A 22,857-nucleotide genomic window follows, 5' to 3' on the forward strand; every position below is an offset into this window, starting at 1 on the left:
TACCTGACTCGTGAGAAAACTGAAAATTGCCGGTGCTGCACTAAACCAAACCCCGCTTAACTGGAAGGGGAATCTGGATAACATTATCCAGGCCACTACCCAGGCCCGGCAGCAACAAGCCGATATTTTACTGCTGCCCGAACTGTGTATTACCGGCTACGGCTGTGAGGACTGGTTTCTTAGTGATTGGCTTTCCGAAAAAGCCTGGAAAATATTGCTGCAATTGCTGCCCCACAGTGCCGGCATAACCGTGTGTGCCGGCCTGCCTGTTCGCATCAAAAACAAAACATACAACGGAGTGGCCGTTATCAGCAACGAAAAACTTTTGGGCATTACGCTGAAGCAAAACCTGGCCAAAGACGGTGTGCATTACGAACCCCGCTGGTTCGAAGCGTGGAAACCCAATGAAGTGATTGAGCTTAACAAGCACAACACGACTGTACGGGCTGGCGATCTTATTTATGAAGTTTTGGGGATACCATTTGGTTTTGAGATTTGCGAAGACGCCTGGCGGGTAAACCGGCCGGGCTATGCGCTTAAACAGCGAAATGTTGAGCTGATTCTGAATCCCAGCGCCAGTCACTTTGCACTGGGCAAAAGCAGTGAGCGCGAGAGCCTGGTTACTGAAAGTTCATCTCAATTAAAATGTGTTTATGCCTACGTAAACCTGCTGGGCAACGAGGCCGGCCGCATGATTTACGATGGCGATATCCTGATTGCACAACACGGAAAACTGCTGGTACAAAATGCACGACTTTCCTTTAAGCCGGTAAACGTGCTCTGCTGTGAAGTAGATGTTGATAATGTAAATGCCAGCGAGCAGAAACCGGTAACCGACAACAAAGAGCGATACGAAGAGTTGACGCGTGCCGTAACGCTTGCCTTGTTCGACTATTTGCGAAAAAGCAAAGCCAGGGGGTATGTGGTCTCACTAAGTGGCGGGGCTGACTCGGCCACCTGCACAGTAATGGTGGCAGAAATGATCAAGCGCGCATCGGCTGAACTGGGCTGGCCTGAATTTTCACGTCTTATTTTTCGTGATAAGCACGTAACCGGTTATCAGCAGGCTATTCAGCAACTACTAACCACGGCTTACCAGTCAACACAAAATTCTTCAACAACTACATTCGAGGCGGCAAAGCAATTGGCCGAATCGGTTGGAGCAGTGTTCTATCACTGGTCGGTGAATGATGAAGTAAAATCCTATACCGAAAAAATCGAAAAAGCCCTGGGCCGTAAACTGGAATGGAATGCCGATGGCATTGCCCTGCAAAACATCCAGGCCCGTGCGCGTTCGCCCATCATCTGGCTGCTGGCCAATGTTAAACAAAGTATTCTGTTAACCACCAGCAACCGCAGCGAAGGCGATGTGGGGTACTCCACCATGGATGGCGACACCAGCGGCAGCCTTGCGCCTATTTCTGCCATTGATAAACCCACTATTCTGGAATGGCTGAAGTGGGCAGAAAAAAATTTAGGCTACACGTCTCTTAAACTCATCAACCAATTAAAACCGACAGCCGAGTTACGCCCCGGCAAACAGACTGATGAGGACGACCTGATGCCTTACACGGTTTTAGTAGCTATTGAAAAAGAGGCTATCCGGCAGCATAAATCACCGGCAGAAGTTTATCATGCCCTGAAAAATTTTTATGAAGACAAAGCCGCGTTGAAGAAAAACATACGTAAGTTTTTTACGCTTTGGGCATCTACCCAGTGGAAACGCGAGCGCCTGGCGCCCTCCTTTCACCTGGACGAAATGAATGTAGACCCGCGCACCTGGTGCCGCTTTCCGATTCTCTCATCAGGATTTACCGATGAACTGAACGAATTAGAAAGCCTGTAGCCCCTTTACACTGAAAATTTACATTTAATAATGGGAACCTTGAACATGGAACCTTGAACCTTTTATATTTGCGCCCGTCTGAACCAAACTTTTTAACTCGTTAAACCGATGAATGCACTCAGTTTTATTATCTGGAACGGCAGTCCTGAAATTTTTTCCATACCCATACCTTTTCTGGATACAACCCTTACCCTTCGCTGGTACGGGCTGTTGTTTGCCCTCGGTTTTCTGATAAGCCAGCAGTTGCTGTATTACATGTTTAAAAAAGAGGGCAAGCCCGAAAGCGATGTGGACGTGCTTACCGTGTATATGGTCATTGCCACTATTATTGGTGCACGGCTGGGCCACGTATTCTTTTACGAACCCGCCCGGTACCTGGCCAACCCCATTGACATTTTGAAAGTTTGGGAAGGCGGCCTGGCCAGCCACGGTGCTGCCATCGGTATTTTAGTTGCCCTGTGGTTGTACTCGCGCAAGAAAAAGCCTGGCCAGAGCTACCTGCAAACACTCGACCGGATTGTTATTTTGGTTGCGTTAACCGGTGCACTTATCCGCTTCGGCAACTTCTTCAATTCCGAAATCATCGGTAAGCAAACCCGCAGCACCAACGGAGTGTTTTTTGCCCGTACTGTTACCGATATTTTAAAACGCAAAGACATTTTTACCGATGTGCAGTACGCCAAGATTCCTGACCCGAAAGGCATCTATCCCTACCCGCCCATTAAAATCCTGTGTCAGTTTAACAAAGCCAACAATTACACCGAGCAGGACATGAGGCGTTTTCTGGTAAACGAAGTTGCCGATGTGCTGATGTACAACGGGCGGATACGGGAGCACATCAGCCAGGGCGATTTTATTTATGACCTTGTGCAGGATGAAGACGGAACCTGGTATGCCATCATCAGTACGCTGGCCGTACCGCGGTACCCGGCCCAGCTTTACGAAGCCGCATCCTGCATCCTGTTGTTTATTTTTCTGTTCTGGCTCTGGAGCCGCACAAAAGAGAACACCAGGCCGGGTATCATCTTCGGATACTTTATGATTATCCTGTGGAGTTTGCGATTTGCATATGAATTTCTTAAAGAACCGCAGGTAGATTTTGAGATAGATATGCCGCTCAACATGGGCCAACTCCTCAGCATTCCCATGGTTATCGTTGGTATCATTATATTGGTGTATGCTTACCGGCAAAAACAACAACCGCCAGCGGTAAGCAAGTAAGCCTGCACAGGCTGCGTTGGTTATACCGGGTAAGCATGCTGAACATACTATGCGGTTTTTTAATTTCATTTTCAGTATCGGGGTACGATAGCGCGGTTGCCATTCATTATGATTCACTGAAAAAACCTGCTAAGGAAAAAAAATACTATAACAAAGACACCACCGGGTACTACCTGCACATCAACCGTATCTTTATTATCGGTAACCGCAGAACGCGCGAGCGCATCATTCTGCGCGAACTCACCCTGAAACCGGGCGATTCGGTACATACCCGCGAACTGCCGGTAATTATTGAAAAAGATAAGTATAAACTGTTTAACCTTGCCCTCTTCAACACCACCAACATCCGTACGCTGGAACTAACCAGCGGCCAGGCCGACCTGCTGGTTGAAGTGGACGAGCGTTGGTACACTTTTCCAGTACCGATTTTTCAGTTATCTGACAGGAACTTTAACGAATGGTGGGAGAATTATAACCACGATTTCGATCGCATTAATTATGGCCTTAAGCTATACCAATACAACATGCGAGGCCGGAATGAAACACTTATCTTTACTGCACAGTTTGGTTACGTTAAACGATTTGAACTGCTCTATCGCGTTCCGTATTTCGACCGAAGGCAGAAACAGGGTTTAATATTTGAATCGGATTACATCGATGCCAAAAACCTGCCCGTACAAACAGTTAACCATAAACTCGACTTCCTGGAGATGCGCAGCCTGCTGCGCAATACACGAGGCATAGGCTTAACCTACACCTACCGCAACGGATTTTATAAACAGCATCGCTGGAAGTACGGATACCGAACCACCCACATTGCCGATACGGTGGCAAAGATTAACGAAAACTACCTGGGTACCGAAACAAATCTTCGCCAGCGGTACGATTTATTCAGTTACCAGTTTATCAGCGATCACCGCGATGTGGTTGCTTACCCGCTAAAAGGCCATCAGCTAAATGCTCAGGTACAAAAAACGGGTGTCTTTGTAAATTCCGATATTTCGAAGATAGATGTATCCTTCAGTTATTCCCGGTTTTTCGACCTGAAAAAAAACTTCTTTCTGTCTAACCTGTCGTTTGCCTATTGGAGTAACCGCGATGATATTCCTTACTTTAATTATGGTGTGATGGGTTATAACAAAATCTTTGTACGCGGCTACGAACTATTTGTTATTGAAGGACCCTGGTACGTACTGAATAAAACCACTCTTAAAAAACGAATTTTCAGCCGAACCTGGAACTGGACTGATATGCCCTTCCGCCAGTTTCAGTACATCCCGTTTGCCATTTATGTAAAAACCTATGCCGACTTCGGGTATGTAAAAAATTACCCGTACTACATCAGCAATAACTTAAACAAAATGCTCTCTGATAAATTAATTTTCGGTACAGGCTTTGGAGTTGACCTGGTTAGTTCATACGATGTTGTACTCCGGTTTGAGTATTCATTTAATGCCGAGGGCAACAGCGGATTGTTCTTCCACATCAAAAAGGAGTTCTAATCAGTGTACTTCCACTCCTTTGGCTTACCGGCACGGTTGTACCGATACCACTTGCCGCTACGCTTACCCGCAGTATAATTCCCACTATAGGCTAATCTTCCCTCATCATCGTAAAACTTCCATTCACCATACTCCTGTCCACTTACATAGTATCCTTGCTGATTTAAAATTCCCCTTTCATTAAAAACCTCTATACGCCCGTTTGGTAATCCGTTTTCATACTCAATAATGCGTTGCTTATTTCCGTTCGGATGGAAGTAAACCCATGTACCGGCATACCTGCTATGATCGAAAACACCCTTTCGATGCAACTGTCCGTTGTCGTAATAGTAAAAGGCCGAATCCTGCAACACTCCGTTGTGCCAGTTTTCTACCGACTCGGTTTTACCATTTATATAGTAGTAGTGAACACGCCCATGGAGTACATCGTGGTTAAAGGTTTGCACGGCATTTAATTCACCGGTTGGATAATAATATTTCCATGGTCCTTCTCTTTTACCATTAAGAAAAGCACCACGTGACTTTATCAGGCCGTTCGGATAGCGGACGATAACTGTATCTTGTGCAGATACCTGAATAGCTATTCCAAATGTAAACAGCAGGAGAATATTTTTCATTTGCTCAAAGGTGTACTAAATTATAACACCAAATCCACATGATGTTGATCCGGCTGGCCTTTCTTCTGTTAACCATAAGTGCTTACACACAAAGCGTAAGTACGCTAATGGGCGCACGTGGCAACGGAATGGGGTATATAACAGCTACACTGGCCGATGGTTTTTCCATGCTGAACAACGTAGCCGGCCTGGCAACTTTTACGCAACCTTTAGGTGCAGCCGCTTATAACCTGGCCGCAACACTGCCGGGCGCTAACCGCGCTGCTTTTACAGTGGGCGTACCGGTAAAACCGGGGGTAGCGGGGTTCAGCCTGTTTCGCTTTGGCGATAACGTGTATAACGAAAGCATGGTATCAGCAGGTTTCAGCAATCAGTTTGGTTTGGCAGCCTTGGGGGTTAAGGTAAACTATATACAATACCAGGCCGAAGGTTTCGGAACAAAAGGTGTTTTTACCATCGGTATGGGCGGTATTGCTAAACTTACCAGGCAAATTTCTGTTGGAGCTTACATTACCAACTTCAACCGACCTGAAATTTCTGCCGATGGTGACAAGGTTCCGGCATTGCTTACTGCATCGCTCGCTTTTACACCAACAGAAAATGTATTGCTTGCTGCCGAAGTTCAGAAAGACCTCGATTACGAAACCACCTGGAAGGCCGGCCTGGAGTACGCCTTTCACCGAAAATTTTTTGCACGAACGGGCTTCAACCTTAAACCCAATGCCTCCTTCTTCGGCCTTGGTTTTAAAACAGGGGTGTTCAATTTTGATTATGCTGTTCAATACAGCACAGTGTTGCAGTTCAGTCATCAGGCTTCAGCAACTTATAAGTTTGGCAAACCATGAGGTGGCCGGTATGTATGGTACTGCTAACCTGCATTGTAGCAAATGCGCAGGAATATCCCCGAAAGGAAGTTGACCTGGAACGGCTGGCCGATGAGTTATTTGGATACCAGGATTTGGATTTAAACTACGAAGAACTATACGAAAACCTCGCCTTGCTATTGAGCAATCCTATTAACATAAACACGGCCAATACAGAACAGCTTCGCTTTTTGAATTTACTAACTGAAGCCCAGGTTCAAAGTCTGGTTAACTATCGAACCGAAAACGGACCGTTAATCAGCATGTACGAACTACAGGCTGTGCCGGGTTTTGAAGTGCCTGACATACTGCGGATAACGCCTTTTTTTATTGTCAGCAACCCGGCAACCGGTTTCGACCGTTCCTTTCTGAAACGGATTACCCAATCAGATAACAGCTATTTTATTATGCGATACGACCGCACCCTCGAAACAAAAGCCGGATTTACAAATTCTGTAAGTGAATCGCAGCAGTTTAAAGGCAAAGAGGATAAACTATACCTGCGCTTTCGATCGGCCAGACCGGGCGATTACAGTTTTGGGTTTACCATGGAGAAAGATGCGGGCGAACAAATGGCCTGGAGTTCTTCAAAAAAACAGTATGGATTTGACTACAACTCATTTCATGCACAGGTATTGAACAAAGGCCGGGTTAAGAACCTTATTGTTGGCGATTACCAGGCACAGTTTGCACAGGGATTACTGCTTGGAGGAAACTTTGGATTTGGCAAAGGTGGCGAAACCGTTACCACTGTGCGCAGAAGCAACCTCGGCTTTATGCCGTATACTTCAGTAAATGAACTGGGTTACCTGCGGGGTGCGGCTGTTACTTACGAACTGCATAAAAATATTTTCGTCTCATCATTTTACTCCAATGCCTTTCGTGATGCCAGTATTGCCGATGACTCCACCGAACAATCATTTGCTGCCGCGTTTCAAACCACAGGCCTGCACAGAAACGAGGCCGAATTGAGTTCACGTAAACGAATACGGGAACAACAATACGGAGTGATAATAAATTACCGAATCAGGCAGACCGAAGCCGGTTTTATATTTAACCACATTGACTACAACTTAATCATCAGTCGTACCCCAAGAGCGTACAACCAATTTGCATTCTCAGGTAATGGCCTTGATAACATCGGAATATTTCTGAATCATACAGTTAAGAATTTTACCTTTTTCAGCGAAGCCGGTAAAACCCTAAACCGTGGGTACGGTGTGGTTGCCGGACTGTTGGGTAGTATTACGCAACAATTTGATTTAGTGCTTCACTTCCGCAACTACCAGCGCAATTTTTACAGTTTGTATGCCAATGCTTTTGCCGAGGGTTCATTGCCCATTAATGAGGGCGGCATCTATTGGGGCTGGAAGTACCGATGGAACAAAAAATACAACGTGGCCGGCTATGCCGACCTGTTTCACTTCCCATGGCTTCGCTATCGAAGCTACACACCTTCCGATGGGCACGAGTGGTTGTTGCGCTTTACCTATCAGCCGGTACGGAGTGTACTGTTGTTTGTACAGGTACGCGAAGAGTCGAAAGTACGTAACCTGAGTACCTCCGAAAGCAACTTATACCTTACCGGTGAAGGCATTAAACGAAACCTGTGGCTGAACGCTGACTATGGTTTGGGCACAAAACTTCGCTTAAAAACACGGGCACAATTCAGTTCCTATATAATTAACAACCGTAAAACATACGGTATGGCTTTGTTGCAGGATGTAGCCATCAACTTTGGCAGGCTATCGGTAACAGCCCGGTATGCCCTATTCGATACCGATGATTACGACAACCGGCAATATGTATATGAGCGCGATGTGTGGCTGGCTTACAGTTTACCGGCTTACAGTGGCATTGGCATACGGAGTTACATTCTGGCTGAGTACGGGCTGTCGCGTAGGTTAAGCATTTGGTTACGATGGGCCCGAACAACCTATACCCACCAGGAAGTGATTGGCAGCGGTGCCGATGCCATAACCGGAAACAAGCGTAACGATTTGCGGATGCAAGTAAGGTTTCGGTTCTGAATTTTTTAAGAATATAGTATTTTGCACTGCATGCATGCGGTTAGCCAGATAACCCCCGAAGTTTTGCTGATGCTTTGCCTTGGCGGGATAATCTTTATTACTGTTTTTTGGATGATTTTCCGCAAAAGCAAAAGGTAAACGACTTCTGGTAGCGACTAACCGCTTTCCTGCAAATTCTTTTCGTTGTAATTTTCAACGCATAAACAAAAACCTAAACCTGATAACTATGAAAACCGGTTCATTTCTTTCTTTCCTGATGTTTCTGATGGTAACCACCTTTGCGCAAACCACCAAGAAAACACTTGAACTACCCGACTTTAAAGCAATTTATAATAACTCGAACTATACCGTTTACCTTAAACAAACCAATAAACAGGAAGTTACGGTAGAAGCTTTAACTGAGATTTATGACCTGACCAAGATTACGGTTGAAGACGGTGTATTAATGATTAACATGGAGCGCAAACCCGATAACCAGAACAAAAGTATCTGGGCCAAGATTGACGATATTAAGCTAAACCCCACCATGAAGGTATTTGTTAGCGTTAAAAACATAACCGACTTGCAAGTAAATGGGGGTGGCAAAATCATATCTGAAAATTCGCTGGCCGCAAATGCTTTAAATCTGGCCATAGGCGGAAGCGGCAGTATGGATTTGGACATTAAGGGCGATGTGGTAACTGCCGAAGTGAGTGGTTCAGGCAAAATGGCAATAAAAGGGTACGCTACCGCATTGGATGGTGTAGTAAGCGGCAGCGGCAGCATTAACGCCTTTAACTGTCCGCTTGAAAAAGCAAAAATTAAAGTTAGTGGTTCTGGCCTTGCAGAATTAAATGTTACCGAAACCATTGAAGCCACTGTGGTGGGCAGCGGTTCGGTAAAACACAAGGGTAACACAAAGAATGCCACTAAAAAAGTGTACGGCTCCGGCACGGTTGACAGGGCCTATTAAACCCGGAATCCCCTATGGGTCAGCGTTCAAAAACCGTAGTACTTAAGCCGGTTGAACACCGGGGGATGGACTGCATTGCCATACAGTTTCCATACGATGAAACATTACTGCCTGCGGTAAGAAAAGTACCCGGAGCTACTTTTAGCAAAACCATGAAGTGCTGGTACACGCCAGCCTCCAGGGCAGGGATTAGCCAAATATTAAACGCTTTTAGGGGTATTGCCTGGGTTGATCTTAAACAAATCAGTTCACACAAGGGGCAACCAGGGCCGGTGGAACAACCAACTGCCAAACCCGAAGCCGGAACTATGCCGGTATTGATTGAGCCCGAAATTATTACCATTCATGAATTACAAACCGAGGCCCTGGAGGCCATGCGCAAAAAGCTTAAACTTAAAAATTATAGTCCTTCAACTATACGTACCTACACCGAACAGTTTAAACTTTTCATGCAATTTTTTCCTGACAGCAATCCGGAAGATTTAGGCGAGGAAGAAATAGTGCACTACCTGATGCACCTCATTGAAAAAAGAAAGCTGAGTGTTTCAACACAAAACCAAGCCATTAACGCCATTAAGTTTTATTATGAAAAGGTATTGAAGCAAGAGAAAAAGGTTTATGAGCTTGAACGGCCCATGCAAGAGAAGAAGCTGCCCGAAGTACTTAGCCAGGAAGAAGTGATGCTGATTTTTGAAGCTACAGAAAACCTGAAGCACCGCACCATGCTCATGCTGCTGTATGCATCGGGTTTAAGGCGTAGTGAGCTGCTTAACCTGCGTGTTGGCGATGTGGATGTTGATCGCGGGGTAGTTTTGATACGCGGAGGCAAAGGCCGCAAAGACCGGCACAGTGTACTGGCCCAAAGCCTTATCCCGATTATTGAAAAGTACATAGCTAAGTACAGGCCTGCCTTCTGGTTATTTGAAGGTGTGCAGGGCGAGCGTTACAGTGCCACAAGTTTACAGCAAATCCTGAAGCGCGCAGTAGCAAAAGCTGGTATCCGCAAAAATGTGCGGTTGCATATGCTGCGGCATTCGTTTGCAACCCACCTGCTGGAAGCGGGCACTTCAACCCGGTACATACAGGTTTTACTGGGTCACCAGTCGCCCAAGACCACCGAGGTGTACGCAAAAGTTACCCGATTTGGGTTAGATAAAGTGGTTAGCCCGCTAGACCAGATAGTGGCCTCAAAACAGTTGCGGAGCGACTCGGAATAATGATGTGTACAAAAAATATATCACCCGAATTTGGGTCATTTTGCTACTTTTTAAGGCAACCTCTTGTGCTTATGCCATATATCATATACATTCAATAGCAGAAGCACAAGTGTTAGTCGGCAATTGGGCCTGTTTCAAATGGCCAACGCGCGAGCGTGTTCCTAAACACCGGACGATTGAGTTAATGGCTCTTCATCTTCGAATCTCCCATCGCACAGAACGCAAGCATTTCATCTGAACAGACAGTTAGCCGCTCCTGCGTAGCGCACGCATTTCATAGAACTACCCTACCCCGCGACCGGCTATCCGAAACCCACGCGCATGTACAGCCAAACCGACTGGCACTCTCCTCCGAAAACACCAGCCGCACAGAACGAGCGCATTTCAGCTGAACGGACACCTAGCCGCTCCTGCACAACAGGACGCATTCCATAGAGCGACCGTACCCCGCGACCGGCTGACCCGACTATGCCCAACTGCCGCTAACAACGTGTTTGTGGCATGCCTTGCTTCGGTGTTGACTAAAATACCTTTCTTCGTATATTCGTTTGCGCTTGTGGACGCCCTAACGCACGCGCGGCTAAGCTGACGCCAATTTAGCCGCGCTACGAATACCAGGCACGTCCACAAACACAAACGTTGTAGGCAATTTTCATTCGGACAATTGAGACTCCTAAAAAATGCACGAACCTTACGATAACAAATTCGGACACACTTACGACTTCAAAGTAAAGTATAGACTTTATAGACCCGAAGAAGGTGGACGAAAGACAGGAGTGACATATCAAGGAATTAGATACGACTTTGCATATGAGGACTTTGGAAAAAGTGATTTCAATGTCTACATGATTTGGCCTGAATTTGAAAATGAGGACAAACAAATAATAACAAAAGACTTTGAATTAGTGAGAGACTCCGGGACTGCGAGAATGTGGATATTGATGGACAACATGAGAGCATTTCACAAGGACAAAATGAAACTTGGGACAAAAGGATATTTAATGGAGGGAAACCGAAAGATGGGAGAATGTGAAATAATAGAAATTAATGGACTGTTGACAAATAGTTCGGACAAATGAAAACTGCCTACAACAATGTGCATAAGTCATGGCGGTGGGACATCAAGGTATTCAATGTATTTTCTTAATTTCGTTTACACCCGTGGATAGGACGCGGCTTCGAAAACCGCCACGCCTTATGCACTCACGTTAGCTGCAAGGCTGTGATGACAGTAAAGTATTAAAATCTTGGACAAAATAATGGAACAGAACAAGGACAAATCTTCAAACAGACAACAGGAAATTGTTACACAGTACCTGCACGAACTGGACAAGCATTTAGCTGAGTTGAAAATAGGCAAAGCTGAAAACACATTCGAAATAAAGGACTTGGCAAGTTTGCTTTTTATACACCCGACACATTTAAGTAATACTATCCACGAGGTTTTAGGAAAATCGCCTTGTGACATTTATGAAGAAAGACTTATTGAAATCGCCAAAGAACTTATCCTTTCGTCTGACAGACCTATTGCCCAAATAGCGCAATCCATGACTTTTGACCCTTCAAATTTTACCAAATTCTTTAAAAGTTATGTAGGAACGACACCAAAGAAATTCAGACAAATGGCCAAATCTGAACTTAACACCATTTAATCTGAACTTAACACCATAACCATACAGCGAATTGGGAGGACTTTTGTGTCAACAAAACTTCAACAAAATGACACAAAAGATACTAATAACAGGCGCGAGTGGTGGTTTCGGAAAACTAACCGTAAAAACTTTAATCGGTAGGGGGCATTATGTAGCAGCAGCGATGCGAGACATTAACGGAAAAAATAAAGCCGTTGCTAATGAATTGGGTAAAGCAGGAGCAAAAATTATTGATTTGGACATCACAAATGACCAAAGCGTAATAAACGGAGTAAACAAAGCAATAGCAGATTTAGGTGGTTTGGACGTTCTGATTAATAATGCGGGTGTTGGCACACTTGGTATGCAGGAGTTCTTCACCACTTCTGACTATCAAAGACTTTTTGATGTAAACGTTTTTGGAGTTCAACGAATGAACCGAGCGGTCGCGCCATATTTTCGTAAGAATAGAAAAGGACTAATCATTTACACTTCAAGTCTATTAGGTAGAATTGCGTTACCATTTTACGGTCCTTATCAATCCTCAAAGTGGGCATTAGAAGCAATGGCAGAAAATTATCGGGTGGAACTTTCGTCATTCGGAATTGAAAACTGTATTGTTGAGCCTGGTGGTTATCCGACAACATTTATGGAAAACTTATTAAAGCCAACCGATAATAGTCAAACGACTTCATATGGAGATTTCATGAAGTTTCCTGAACAAATGTTTGGCAATTTTGAAAACGTACTGAAGAGTAATCCACAACAAAACCCACAACGAGTTGCTGACGCTATTGCTGACCTAATCGAAAAACCGTATGGCGAAAAAGCTTTTCGAACAACGGTTGATTTCTTAGGCATGGGTGACCACGTACAAAAATACAATGAACACTTGGAACAGGTGATGACGGGACTTTATACGAATTTTGGAATCAACGGGCTGCTGACTGTAAAGAAATAAGCATTCCTAAGCCAAAAACTCCAAGGTCGACACTGCAAAAAGTGTTGACCTTTCATGTTTATGGAGACAGCCCTGCAGCTAACAAAATGTTTATGCAATGCGGGGGTTCAATGTAGGTATTAAAAGTAATTTCTTAATTTAGTTCAGTGTCGGGGGACAGAGACGTGCAGGTCGGGCTAAACATTCCGCTGCGCTACATTTTTTAGCCCTCCTATTCCCCGCACTGCATAAACATAAACGTTGGTAGCAATAGGGCCCGGACAAATTTGTGTTTCAAAAAAATACGGACGACAATTTCTAACAAAGATTTCCCACGGGGGCAAGTGAACGACTTCGGGACATCGTGGACTTTGAAAAAATTAAGGCGAGGGACAGATTAAAAAATAATACAGCCGACCCTTCGCATTTTTAAGAGTATTGTGCTCCGAATTGCCCCGCGCATTTGGCACATGCCATAGCCGCGCAAACCCAACGCGACACCAAAGCTATGGCAAGAGCCAAATTTCCGCCCGCGCCACAAACTGTCACGAGAATTTGATTATTTTAAGGCTGAAACTAATAAAATGAGATTTATAGACTTATTTGCTGGACTTGGGGGGTTTCATAAAGCACTTCATGAATTAGGGCATAAATGTGTTTTTGCAAGCGAACTGAATCAACCGCTTCGAGAAATTTATAAAGCCAATTGGGGGATTGAGCCTAAAGGTGATATAAGAAAAGTGGTCAAAAGTAGTATAGACTTAATTCCACCTCATGACATCTTATGTGCGGGTTTCCCGTGTCAGCCATTCTCTAAAGCTGGAAATCAACGTGGTTTAATGGACGAAGAGCGGGGTACACTATTCGATGACATTGTTAAGATATTAAAGCACAGAAGACCCAAATATTTCATCCTTGAAAATGTTCCTCATTTAGCTAAGCATAATGATGAGCAGACGTGGACGTACATGCAAAACAAACTTAAACGATTAGGATATGAAGTAGACCATAGAAATTATTCACCTCACCACTTTGGAATACCGCAGCATCGTCTACGTATTTTTATTGTGGGCTCACTTAACGGACTTTCTCATTTCAGTTTTGATGAGGTGGATAAACAAAAAAGGAAAGTTGTGGACATCCATTCTTTTCTAAATGGTTATTCCAATTCAGTTAGAAAACTCCCTAAATCAAATATTGAATGTCTGGAACTATGGCAGGAATTTATTGATAGTATCCCCGAAGATGTACCCATGCCAGGCTTCCCCATTTGGTCCATGGAGTTTGGAGCTACTTATCCTTATGAGAATACAAATCCACACAAACTCTCAGAAAAAGAACTTGGGCAATACAAGGGGAATTTTGGAATCAGCCTTAAAGGATTATCGAAAGAAGAACAATTGAAGCTATTGCCAAGCTATGCTAGAACTAAAACAAAGTTTCCTGATTGGAAGGTCAAATACATTAGATTCAATCGGGAATTCTATCAACAGAATATCAAACAACTAAGAGCAGCCGTTTCAAAGTTGGCGACATATGAATTTCAGAGTTGGCAAAAATTAGAATGGAATGTTGGTCGCGAAAAGGGTAACATATTTGACTATATAATACAGTTTAGAGCTTCAGGAGTCCGAATCAAAAAAGTTGATTTTTTCCCCTCTCTAGTATGTACAAAAACTCAAATACCAATCATAGGATGGCAAAAAAGATACCTAACAAAAACTGAAGGATTAAAACTCCAGTCGTTAACAGGCATTGAACTTCCAGAACAGGAAAATGCAGCGTTTAGAGCATTAGGAAATGCAGTCAATGCAAAAATTGTAAGACTAATAGCGGAGCAACTAATTAAGGAGACTCATAAAAATGGGAATCATAAGAATGGGAATCATAAAAACGGGCAACACATAAAAACTAAGAAAGTCTTGCATGAAGCAGAGTAATAAAATCAACATTCGTCCAAATGTATCAATGCTTTCTGTTCTAAAATTTTTAGAATACGAGACATGGTTTGCTTTGGCAGAATTTGTGGATAATGCTATTGCAAGTTTTCAAGCAAATGAGAAAGAACTTAAAAAGTTACACGGCAAAGACTTTCGCTTAAAGGTTAGTATTGAAATAAATGATTCCGAGAATCGGATAAAAATAAGAGACAATGCCGCGGGCATTGACGAAGCAAATTACCCTAGAGCATTCAGGGCAGCAGAAATACCGGCAGACACATCAGGGTTGTCGGAATTTGGAATGGGGATGAAGTCGGCCTCCTGCTGGTTTTCTGATTACTGGATTGTGCGTACAACGGCATTAGGTGAACCCTATGAGAAAACGGTCAAGTTTGATATGACCAAAATCTTTGAGGACAAAATCGAAGAACTTGAGTTTGAAAGTACGGTAGTGGATAAAAATAAACATTATACTGTAATCGAACTCTTTAATGTTCAGAAGATGCCCCGAAGAAAGGGATTAGGAAAAGTTAAATCACACCTTTCAAGCATTTATCGGGAGTTCATTCGTAACGGTCTTCTCGAACTTACAGTAGAGGGAGAATTACTGAGTTACACTGAACCAAATATTCTTAATGTACCGAGATATGACAATCAAAAAGGTGAAAACGTACTATGGAAAAAAGAAATAAATTTCCCTATTGAAGATGGATTAAGCGTTCGCGGTTTTGTCGCAATAAGAGAGAAAGCTTCAACTTCTGAAGCTGGCTTCGCACTATTCCGGAGAGGCAGGGTAATTGAAGGGAGTTTTGATAATGGCTTCAGACCAGAGTTCATATTCGGAAATCCCAATAGTTTCAGATACCAGCGTGTTTTTGGAGAATTACATCTTGAGGGGTTTGACGTGAGTTTCACTAAAAAGGGAATTCAATGGGACGAAAATCTTGATTTGTTTTTGAGATTACTCAAAGAAGACATAAGCCACAAGTCATTCCCGTTGCTTCAACAGGCGGAACAGTACAGAGTTAGAGCGACCGAAAAGGAATATAAAGACGCCAAAAAGGTTTTAGATGTGACGGCCAACGACCTAGAACAGAAAGCCCCAAAGGCGGTTGCTGATATTGTCAATGCCCCCTCGAGAGTTGCGGAGCCCGACCAAGTTGAACTAGCAAAGACTGAAAAAACACTTCATAGAGAATTTGACATTCGGTTTAATAAAATCAATTGGAGAGTTTCAATTGAACTTTCATATGACCCATCATTGAATGAACTAATCGAAGTTGGAGACACTTTTATAAAAGAGAAGTCCAATGATTCCTCAGTTCGACAAATAGGAATTAGACTTTCACTTACTCATCCTTTTATGGTTGAGTACGCAGGCGTGGATGCAACAAAAATTGAACCCATTCTAAGAATGGCAGCTGCTCTTGGTCTCGCAGAAGCTATTGCAAAGAGTTCCAGAATCGTTGGTGATGTAAGAAGAAATTTTAATGAGTTGATTACAAACCTTTCAAAGCAAACGTAATTATGTCTGAAATAATAGAAATACAGAACAATTCAAATAGCGATGATTGGAATCCTTTCGTTGGAGAAGAGACTCTAGGGCTACTTCGGGGCAATTCAAAACTAATAGATAATGGAAATCTAAATGATGCTGGGAATAGAGTTTTGAATGAAACACTGAGCATAATGCAAGCTTGTGGCAATCCAAGAGCGTCAAGCAACAATGAAACAGGAATCATCATCGGTTACGTTCAAAGTGGAAAAACCCTTTCATTTACAACACTGACTGCCCTTGCAAGAGATAATAACTATCGAATTGTAATCATACTCGGAGGCACTTCAAAAATATTACTACAGCAATCAACTTTAAGATTAAGGCGGGATTTAAGAATTGACAGCCGCTATGGGTTTGAGCAGAAATGGACACAGCTAACTAATCCTGAAACACAAGAAGATTTTGACACCATTTCAAATATTCTTGACCAATGGGCTAATCCCACTTTTCAAAAAGATAGATGCAGAACTGCCTTGATAACCGTCATGAAAAACGGAAGTCGCTTACGAAATCTCACAAATCTATTAAGTGGGATGAATTTGCAAGGCGTTCCGACTTTGATAATTGACGATGAAGGAGACCAAGCAAGTTTAAATACAAGGGCATCATGGGCAGCTAGGCAGGGAATAGATGTTGAGGATTTAACCGAAAATGATGTTTCAACCATTTACAGAAGAATAAATGCTTTGAGAGCCATTCTCCCACATCACACATTTTTACAATATACAGCTACACCACAGGCGAACCTGTTTATCAATATAATGGATAGACTATCCCCAAACTTCATTAAACTACTTACACCAGGAGATGAGTATACAGGAGGAATCACTTTTTTTCAGGATAATCCAAACTTAATAGTAGAGATTCCACCATCCGATTTACCAACCTTGCAGCCATTACACGAAGCACCAAACAGTCTGCTACGCGCTTTGAAAATCTACTACCTTGGAGTTGTAGCAGGGCAGATTTTACAACTGTATAGAGACCCAAGCCAGCGAAATCGCTCCATGCTTATCCATCCATCAAGATTACAAGGAGACCATAATACCTTTTATGGATGGGTGAATGATACAAAAGAAAGTTGGAGACGTTTGCTATCAAGTGAGGATAATGAGGACAAAAGAGAATTGCTAATTGATTTTCAGTTGGCATACAACGACCTTCAAATGACGGTTCAAAATTTGCCAACATTCCAGCAATTAACAGACTCAAATCTAATTCATGCAATTCAATACACACCTATTGTTGAAGTCAATGCTAGGCAAGGGGCTACACCACAAATCAATTGGCAAGACTCCTATTCATGGATTTTAGTCGGTGGCCAGTCAATGGACAGGGGTTTCACAGTTGAAGGATTAACTGTAACATACATGCCGAGAAATATTGGAGTTGGAAATGTGGACACAATTCAACAGCGTGCAAGGTTCTACGGCTATAAAAGAACTTACCTAGGTTACTGCCGAGTCTTCCTAGACCAAGTAACAATTGACTCCTACCACAGCATCATTGACCATGAGGAAGATGTTAGAGAGCAACTTCAACCTTTCAGTGAAAATAACCGACATCTAAATGATTGGGACAGAAAGACAGTTCTTGACGGTATGCTGAATCTCACACGAGCCAATGTTCTTTATGACGATTTAAATAGAGACTATTTTGGAGATGAATGGTTCAGAATAAATGCACCCCATGACACAGAAGAATTCATTGAGACCAACAGAGATTCAGTCTTTAACTTTCTAAACCCTAGAGCATCTCAATTTGCAGAAGATGCGGGACATTTACAAAGAACAGATGACCAAAGGCATTTGGTGGCAACCCTCTCAATTCAAGATTGCATAGACAATTTGCTCAATGATTTGCGATTCACACGGGAGAGTGATTCAGCAACCTATTCAAGTTTAAGAGGAATTTTAAAAAGATATTTGAGAGACCATCCTACCGAAAATTGTCTGGTGTATTTGATGAGTGCAAGGAGTTTGACCAACTGGACCAGAAGGACTCGTAGATTGGTTAATAACGAAATACAACAATTATTTCAAGGACGAAACCCGAGAGTTGGCGATGTGATTTATCCCGGTGATGCTGAAATAAAGAACGACAATACTCTTACTATTCAAATTCACTTGCTTGATTTAAGAGATACTCAATTCACTAGCGTTCCAACACTGGCAATTTGGATTCCTGAGCACATTGGAAGAGATATTATAAGACAAGCATGAATCTGATTGAACTATATGATAAACTTGAATTTGCGGAGGAAGGAAGCGGTAAAACGTTCAACGCCATTCAAATTCCTGAGCAACCAAACTTCCGAGTTGCTGTAAATAATGAAGGCAACCCTGTATTACTTCTATCAGTTGCAAATGCCGTTAAAGGAAATACTCTAAAAAACTTTAGATTAAAGTATTTACAACTTGAACAAAATGTCGAGTGTAAAATTACAGAGAATGATAAAAGTAGTTATCAAACCTTTACTGTCATTACATTTACGAGTGATGACCGAAACTTACAGGAATATTTTTTGAGGATTTCGGAGACCTTGATTAAAACACTTAGTAACAAGCCGACACAACAACAGATTGTCGATTCGATAAACAAATTTGTTGAAGTGTTTCGTTCACTCGCTGACACGCCAACAAATACGGTTCACGGACTGTGGACCGAATTATTTTTAATTGAGAATAGCTCGAATCCAAAGATTCTTTTAAACTATTGGCACAATCTGCCAGAAGAAAGATTTGATTTTAATTCAGGTCTAGAGAAAATTGAAGTCAAAAGCAATTCAAACTTTGAACGCATACATACCTTTTCGGCTGAACAGCTAAGCCCCCCCATAGGTACACAAGTATTGGTTGCTTCAATTTTCATCCGCCAACATAACAATGGACAAAGCATTCAACAACTTGTTCAAAGTATTACGAATAAAATTAAAGACGACATCGAATTGACCGAAAAACTAAACAATATTATTTTCAGAACCCTTGGAAATTCTCTTGAGCAATCAATCAAAATCAAGTTTGACTATAACATCGCAAAAGATTCATTGCGCTTTTTTAGTCAACAAGATATAAGCAAGATTGAAGAAGTGCACATACCCGACAAGGTATCAGAGGTAAGATTTAAATCAGATTTAACCGACTTGACACCTATTGACGTGAGAGCAATGAAAACGACTAGTGAACTTTTTAGAGGTATTTAAATTGGAGAACCAAATATCGCACACACATTGTCTGGCCGCACATGCAGCCCACAACCAAAGCCAGCCAATAAGTGTGCTCAGTGCAGTGAAAGTGGACAATAACGTCAATGAAAAATGCCCCACCGCACGACTGAAAAACAAAGAGACGTGTAACATTAACGGGTGACGAAAGACAAGGCTTCGAATGAAGTTCGGAGAAGGGGGTAACGACTAAGCAACTGTGTAAAGGCCCGATTCGGCCTTGCTGAAAGGGGATGTGGAATGTACCACTTTCAGCCGAATCGGTTGCATTTAAAGACTTAACTTTAAACACAGTTACCATGGAAAATCAAGAACAACACCCACTACTCAAAGAGATGCTCACCCCTGAGTTTCTCAAGCAATTTAAGAATTCGAAAGACCTCAACAGCTTTATCGATGAACTTTTCAAAAAGGGCATGGAGCAAATGCTGGAAGGTGAACTCGATGGCCATTTGGGCTATGCCAAACATTCACCAGAAGGGATTAACTCCGGGAACTCACGGAACGGAAAAACCCGTAAGACCATCAAGACCACGCGAGGTGAACTACAGATAGAAGTACCTCGGGATCGGAACAGCACGTTTGAGCCCGTCCTGGTTCCCAAGCGCAGCCGGTTCGTAGAAGGCATCGAAGAAATTATCATCTCCTTATATGCCCGGGGTATGAGCGTACGCGACATTGAAATACAAATCCGGGAAATCTATGGTGTGAATGTTTCGGATGCCACTATTTCCAACGTTACCTCGCGGGTACATACGTTGGTAACGGAGTGGCAAAGCAGGCCTCTTTCATCGGTGTACTTTGTGGTGTGGATGGATGGGATCGTATTCAAAGTCCGGCAGAATGGGAAGGTGATCAACAAAACCATTTACCTGGCCGTAGGCCTTAATGCTCAGGGGTTTAAGGAAGTATTGGGCATGTGGCTGGGTGAAAGCGAAAGTGCTTCATTCTGGATAAGTGTACTTACTGATTTAAAAAGCCGTGGCGTGGAAGATATTCTCATCACCAGCACCGATAATCTGAAGGGCTTCACCGATGCAATCACCAGCGTGTTTACCCAATCGGTAACCCAGATTTGTGTAGTTCATCAGATCAGAAATGCGCTTCGCTACGTTGTCTGGAAAGACAAGAAACAATTTGTAGCCGATTTGAAGACTGTTTACGGAGCACCAAACAAAGAGCTGGCTGCTCAAGCCTTAGAGCAGCTTGAAGTAACATGGGGCAAAAAATATCCGCATGCTATCAAGTCGTGGAAAACGAATTGGGATAACCTCACGCACTTCTTCGATTATCCGATCGAAATCCGAACGCTGATCTATACCACGAACATTATCGAAAATCTCAACGGAAAAATCCGCAAGTATACCAACAACAAACTTTCGTTCCCTGACGACCAGGCGGTGGTGAAAGCGGTGTACCTGGCTTTACGGGAGATCACCAAAAAATGGACCTTGCCCGTGAGAAACTGGCCACTAATCGTAAATCAATTTTTAACTATCTTCGAAGGCAGATGCAAAATATAAAACCTTTACGCAGTTGCTTAGTCGTTACCCAGCACTTACACACTTAATTAGGCAGTGTCGAGAAGGGCCCTACAGCTACCAACAAAAAGTTTATGCAATGTGGGGGTTCAGTGTAGCTATTAAAAGTAATTTCTTAATTTCGTTCAGTAACGTTGGACAGTTCGGAGCAGGTCGGGCTTAACATTTCGCTGCGCTACATTTTTAAGCCCTCCTATTCCCCACACTGCATAAACTCAAACGTTGGTAGCAATAGGGCCCGGACAAATTTGTGTTTCAAAAAACAACGGACGACAATCAACTAACAAAGATTTCCCACGTGAACAAGTAACTGCTTCGGGACAACTTGGCTTTGAAAAAAACTCGGGACAGATTAAAAATAATACAGCCGACCCTTCGCATTTTTAAAAAGGTTCTCCTCCGAATTGCCCCACACATTTGGCACATGCCATAGCCGCGCAAACCCACCGCGACACCAAAGCTATGGCAAGAGCCAAATCCCCCACCGCATTACATTTTTCATTAAATTGCTTGTTGACTTAACAATGGCATGCAAATCAAATTACTTGGACAAGGATTCAAACCCTCATCTTCACAATCAGTCGGGCAAGAGCTAATCAAGCTTTTGGCGGATAAAGACTTTCATACTTTTACTGGAATTTCAGCATTTGCAAGCCAAGCTGGTGTAAATGGCCTCTCCAAATACATTTCAAATGCCAAGAAGCATCTTAAAGTAATTACCATTGTTACAGGAGTTGACCAAAAGGGTACATCAAAGGAAGCATTGGAAGCTCTTTTGAATTTGGATGTTGAAGCATACGTTTTCTACCAGCCATCAATAACAATTTTTCACCCAAAAATCTATCTCTTTGAAGGAGACAACAAATCTGAGTTAATTCTCGGTTCATCGAACCTCACTTCTCAAGGACTTTTTACAAATGTTGAAGCTTCATTGCTGGTAAGCATTGACAATAAAAATGCAGGCGACCAACAAATTATCAAACAACTGAAAGATTATTTTAGCGGAATATTTGACCACACTGACCCGAACATAAAGAAGCTGACAAAGCAGCTAATAGATGACTTGGTTAAATCACGAGTTGTTCCAACAGAAGCAGAGCGTAAGGCAATTCAAGATAAGGCTGAAAAGCCTGAGAATATCTCCACAGAAAGTTTAATCTCTAAGATTTTCCCTAAGCGGGCAATTGCACAAATACCAAGTGAGTTTAGAGGAGTTCAAAAGCCATCAACAAAAGCTAAAGTCAAGGTATCACCAGCAGTAGCTCCAGTTAAAAGCAAGCCATCAGAATTGCTATGGAAAAGTGGGCGTTTAACACAACGCGACTTAAATATTCCAAAAGGTTCAAATACCAATCCTACTGGGTCAATGCTCTTTAAAAAAGGTAAGACTGGGGATATTGACCAACGACATTATTTCAGAGACAACGTGTTTTCATCTCTCAAGTGGGTAAGAGACAAAGACCCAAAAACATCTCACCTTGAAAGAGCAAATGCACTATTCAAGATAATTATTGATGGTAAAGAAGTTGGTGACTATGAACTGACCCTTACCCATAACACAAAAACAGATACGAGGTCTTACAAGCAGAAGAATTCGATGACCCAAATAAGTTGGGGGAAAGCAAAGAAGGTAATTGCTAAAGATGCATTGATTGGCAAAAGCGCTTCATTGTTTAAGAACGCTGGCAAAAAGGACGAGTTTACTTTAACCATCGAATAACCTAATCAAAATTTTGAAGTCACACTTTGGTATTTAGCGGCTCATTTCATACTTTT

Annotated in this window: 17 protein-coding genes; 16 read left to right on the forward strand and 1 reads right to left on the reverse strand. The window is 42.8% G+C overall.

Annotated elements, in window-relative coordinates; translation table 11 throughout:
- Positions 1-10 precede the first annotated feature (10 nt).
- From nadE to HRU69_13675, 3 genes are all read left to right on the forward strand, one after another.
- Positions 11-1,846 carry an NAD(+) synthase gene (nadE, locus tag HRU69_13665; GenBank protein QOI98475.1) on the forward strand — a complete coding sequence of 612 codons (1,836 nt, stop codon included), beginning with the start codon at positions 11-13 and terminating at the stop codon, positions 1,844-1,846.
- A gap of 108 nt (positions 1,847-1,954) precedes the next feature.
- Positions 1,955-3,067, forward strand: a complete 1,113-nt coding sequence (locus HRU69_13670; protein ID QOI98476.1) for a prolipoprotein diacylglyceryl transferase — start codon at positions 1,955-1,957, stop codon at positions 3,065-3,067.
- Positions 3,068-3,102: 35 nt separating this feature from the next.
- Positions 3,103-4,569 (forward strand): BamA/TamA family outer membrane protein, encoded by a 1,467-nt coding sequence (locus HRU69_13675; protein QOI98477.1) that lies wholly within the window; start codon positions 3,103-3,105, stop codon positions 4,567-4,569.
- Here HRU69_13675 and HRU69_13680 read toward each other — a convergent pair.
- Positions 4,566-5,186, reverse strand: coding sequence for a toxin-antitoxin system YwqK family antitoxin (locus tag HRU69_13680; protein QOI98478.1), 621 nt, complete (start codon positions 5,184-5,186; stop codon positions 4,566-4,568). The genes HRU69_13675 and HRU69_13680 overlap by 4 nt on opposite strands.
- A gap of 38 nt (positions 5,187-5,224) precedes the next feature.
- Here HRU69_13680 and HRU69_13685 point away from each other — a divergent pair, with 38 nt between their 5' ends.
- The 13 genes from HRU69_13685 to HRU69_13745 all read left to right on the forward strand — a co-directional run bounded on the left by HRU69_13685 (position 5,225) and on the right by HRU69_13745 (position 22,801).
- Positions 5,225-6,031: a hypothetical protein gene (locus tag HRU69_13685; GenBank protein QOI98479.1), complete on the forward strand. Its 807-nt coding sequence runs from the start codon at positions 5,225-5,227 to the stop codon at positions 6,029-6,031.
- Complete coding sequence (locus HRU69_13690) at positions 6,028-8,079, forward strand: helix-hairpin-helix domain-containing protein (GenBank protein ID QOI98480.1); 2,052 nt, start codon at positions 6,028-6,030, stop codon at positions 8,077-8,079. Before HRU69_13685 ends, HRU69_13690 begins: the two co-directional genes overlap by 4 nt.
- A gap of 226 nt (positions 8,080-8,305) precedes the next feature.
- Positions 8,306-9,031 carry a DUF2807 domain-containing protein gene (locus HRU69_13695; GenBank protein QOI98481.1) on the forward strand — a complete coding sequence of 242 codons (726 nt, stop codon included), beginning with the start codon at positions 8,306-8,308 and terminating at the stop codon, positions 9,029-9,031.
- A gap of 14 nt (positions 9,032-9,045) precedes the next feature.
- Positions 9,046-10,248, forward strand: a complete 1,203-nt coding sequence (locus HRU69_13700; GenBank protein ID QOI98482.1) for a tyrosine-type recombinase/integrase — start codon at positions 9,046-9,048, stop codon at positions 10,246-10,248.
- Positions 10,249-10,928: 680 nt separating this feature from the next.
- Entirely contained in the window at positions 10,929-11,327 is a 399-nt protein-coding gene (locus HRU69_13705; GenBank protein ID QOI98483.1) for a hypothetical protein, read from the forward strand.
- Between the two features lie 180 nt (positions 11,328-11,507).
- Positions 11,508-11,900 carry a helix-turn-helix transcriptional regulator gene (locus tag HRU69_13710; GenBank protein ID QOI98484.1) on the forward strand — a complete coding sequence of 131 codons (393 nt, stop codon included), beginning with the start codon at positions 11,508-11,510 and terminating at the stop codon, positions 11,898-11,900.
- A 67-nt stretch (positions 11,901-11,967) separates the two neighbouring features.
- Positions 11,968-12,840 carry an SDR family oxidoreductase gene (locus HRU69_13715; GenBank protein ID QOI98485.1) on the forward strand — a complete coding sequence of 291 codons (873 nt, stop codon included), beginning with the start codon at positions 11,968-11,970 and terminating at the stop codon, positions 12,838-12,840.
- A gap of 563 nt (positions 12,841-13,403) precedes the next feature.
- Positions 13,404-14,759 (forward strand): DNA (cytosine-5-)-methyltransferase, encoded by a 1,356-nt coding sequence (gene dcm / locus HRU69_13720; protein ID QOI98486.1) that lies wholly within the window; start codon positions 13,404-13,406, stop codon positions 14,757-14,759.
- Entirely contained in the window at positions 14,746-16,284 is a 1,539-nt protein-coding gene (locus tag HRU69_13725; GenBank protein ID QOI98487.1) for an ATP-binding protein, read from the forward strand. The genes dcm and HRU69_13725 overlap by 14 nt, the downstream gene beginning before the upstream one ends.
- 2 nt (positions 16,285-16,286) lie before the next feature.
- A complete protein-coding gene (locus HRU69_13730; GenBank protein ID QOI98488.1) occupies positions 16,287-18,539 on the forward strand; it encodes an alpha-1,4 polygalactosaminidase in 2,253 nt (750 codons plus the stop codon).
- On the forward strand, positions 18,536-19,519 hold the full coding sequence (locus tag HRU69_13735) for a PD-(D/E)XK motif protein (GenBank protein QOI98489.1): 984 nt from the start codon (positions 18,536-18,538) through the stop codon (positions 19,517-19,519). The genes HRU69_13730 and HRU69_13735 overlap by 4 nt, the downstream gene beginning before the upstream one ends.
- 356 nt (positions 19,520-19,875) lie before the next feature.
- Complete coding sequence (locus HRU69_13740; GenBank protein QOI98936.1) at positions 19,876-21,063, forward strand: IS256 family transposase; 1,188 nt, start codon at positions 19,876-19,878, stop codon at positions 21,061-21,063.
- A 547-nt stretch (positions 21,064-21,610) separates the two neighbouring features.
- A complete protein-coding gene (locus tag HRU69_13745) occupies positions 21,611-22,801 on the forward strand; it encodes an NgoFVII family restriction endonuclease (GenBank protein ID QOI98490.1) in 1,191 nt (396 codons plus the stop codon).
- The last annotated feature ends 56 nt before the right edge of the window (positions 22,802-22,857 follow it).

This window comes from Flammeovirgaceae bacterium, from assembly GCA_015180985.1.
Taxonomy (GTDB): Bacteria; Bacteroidota; Bacteroidia; order Cytophagales; family Cyclobacteriaceae; genus UBA2336.

Coding starts and splice junctions, on each gene's coding strand:
- HRU69_13690 (QOI98480.1), top strand. CDS start 6,028: ATGAGGTGGCCGGTATGTATGGTACTGCTAACCTGCATTGTAGCAAAT.
- HRU69_13745 (QOI98490.1), top strand. CDS start 21,611: ATGCAAATCAAATTACTTGGACAAGGATTCAAACCCTCATCTTCACAA.
- HRU69_13675 (QOI98477.1), top strand. CDS start 3,103: ATGCTGAACATACTATGCGGTTTTTTAATTTCATTTTCAGTATCGGGG.
- HRU69_13685 (QOI98479.1), top strand. CDS start 5,225: ATGATGTTGATCCGGCTGGCCTTTCTTCTGTTAACCATAAGTGCTTAC.
- HRU69_13670 (QOI98476.1), top strand. CDS start 1,955: ATGAATGCACTCAGTTTTATTATCTGGAACGGCAGTCCTGAAATTTTT.
- HRU69_13725 (QOI98487.1), top strand. CDS start 14,746: ATGAAGCAGAGTAATAAAATCAACATTCGTCCAAATGTATCAATGCTT.
- dcm (QOI98486.1), top strand. CDS start 13,404: ATGAGATTTATAGACTTATTTGCTGGACTTGGGGGGTTTCATAAAGCA.
- HRU69_13715 (QOI98485.1), top strand. CDS start 11,968: ATGACACAAAAGATACTAATAACAGGCGCGAGTGGTGGTTTCGGAAAA.
- HRU69_13680 (QOI98478.1), bottom strand. CDS start 5,186: ATGAAAAATATTCTCCTGCTGTTTACATTTGGAATAGCTATTCAGGTA.
- HRU69_13700 (QOI98482.1), top strand. CDS start 9,046: ATGGGTCAGCGTTCAAAAACCGTAGTACTTAAGCCGGTTGAACACCGG.
- HRU69_13735 (QOI98489.1), top strand. CDS start 18,536: ATGAATCTGATTGAACTATATGATAAACTTGAATTTGCGGAGGAAGGA.
- HRU69_13710 (QOI98484.1), top strand. CDS start 11,508: ATGGAACAGAACAAGGACAAATCTTCAAACAGACAACAGGAAATTGTT.
- HRU69_13705 (QOI98483.1), top strand. CDS start 10,929: ATGCACGAACCTTACGATAACAAATTCGGACACACTTACGACTTCAAA.
- HRU69_13695 (QOI98481.1), top strand. CDS start 8,306: ATGAAAACCGGTTCATTTCTTTCTTTCCTGATGTTTCTGATGGTAACC.
- HRU69_13740 (QOI98936.1), top strand. CDS start 19,876: ATGCTCACCCCTGAGTTTCTCAAGCAATTTAAGAATTCGAAAGACCTC.
- HRU69_13730 (QOI98488.1), top strand. CDS start 16,287: ATGTCTGAAATAATAGAAATACAGAACAATTCAAATAGCGATGATTGG.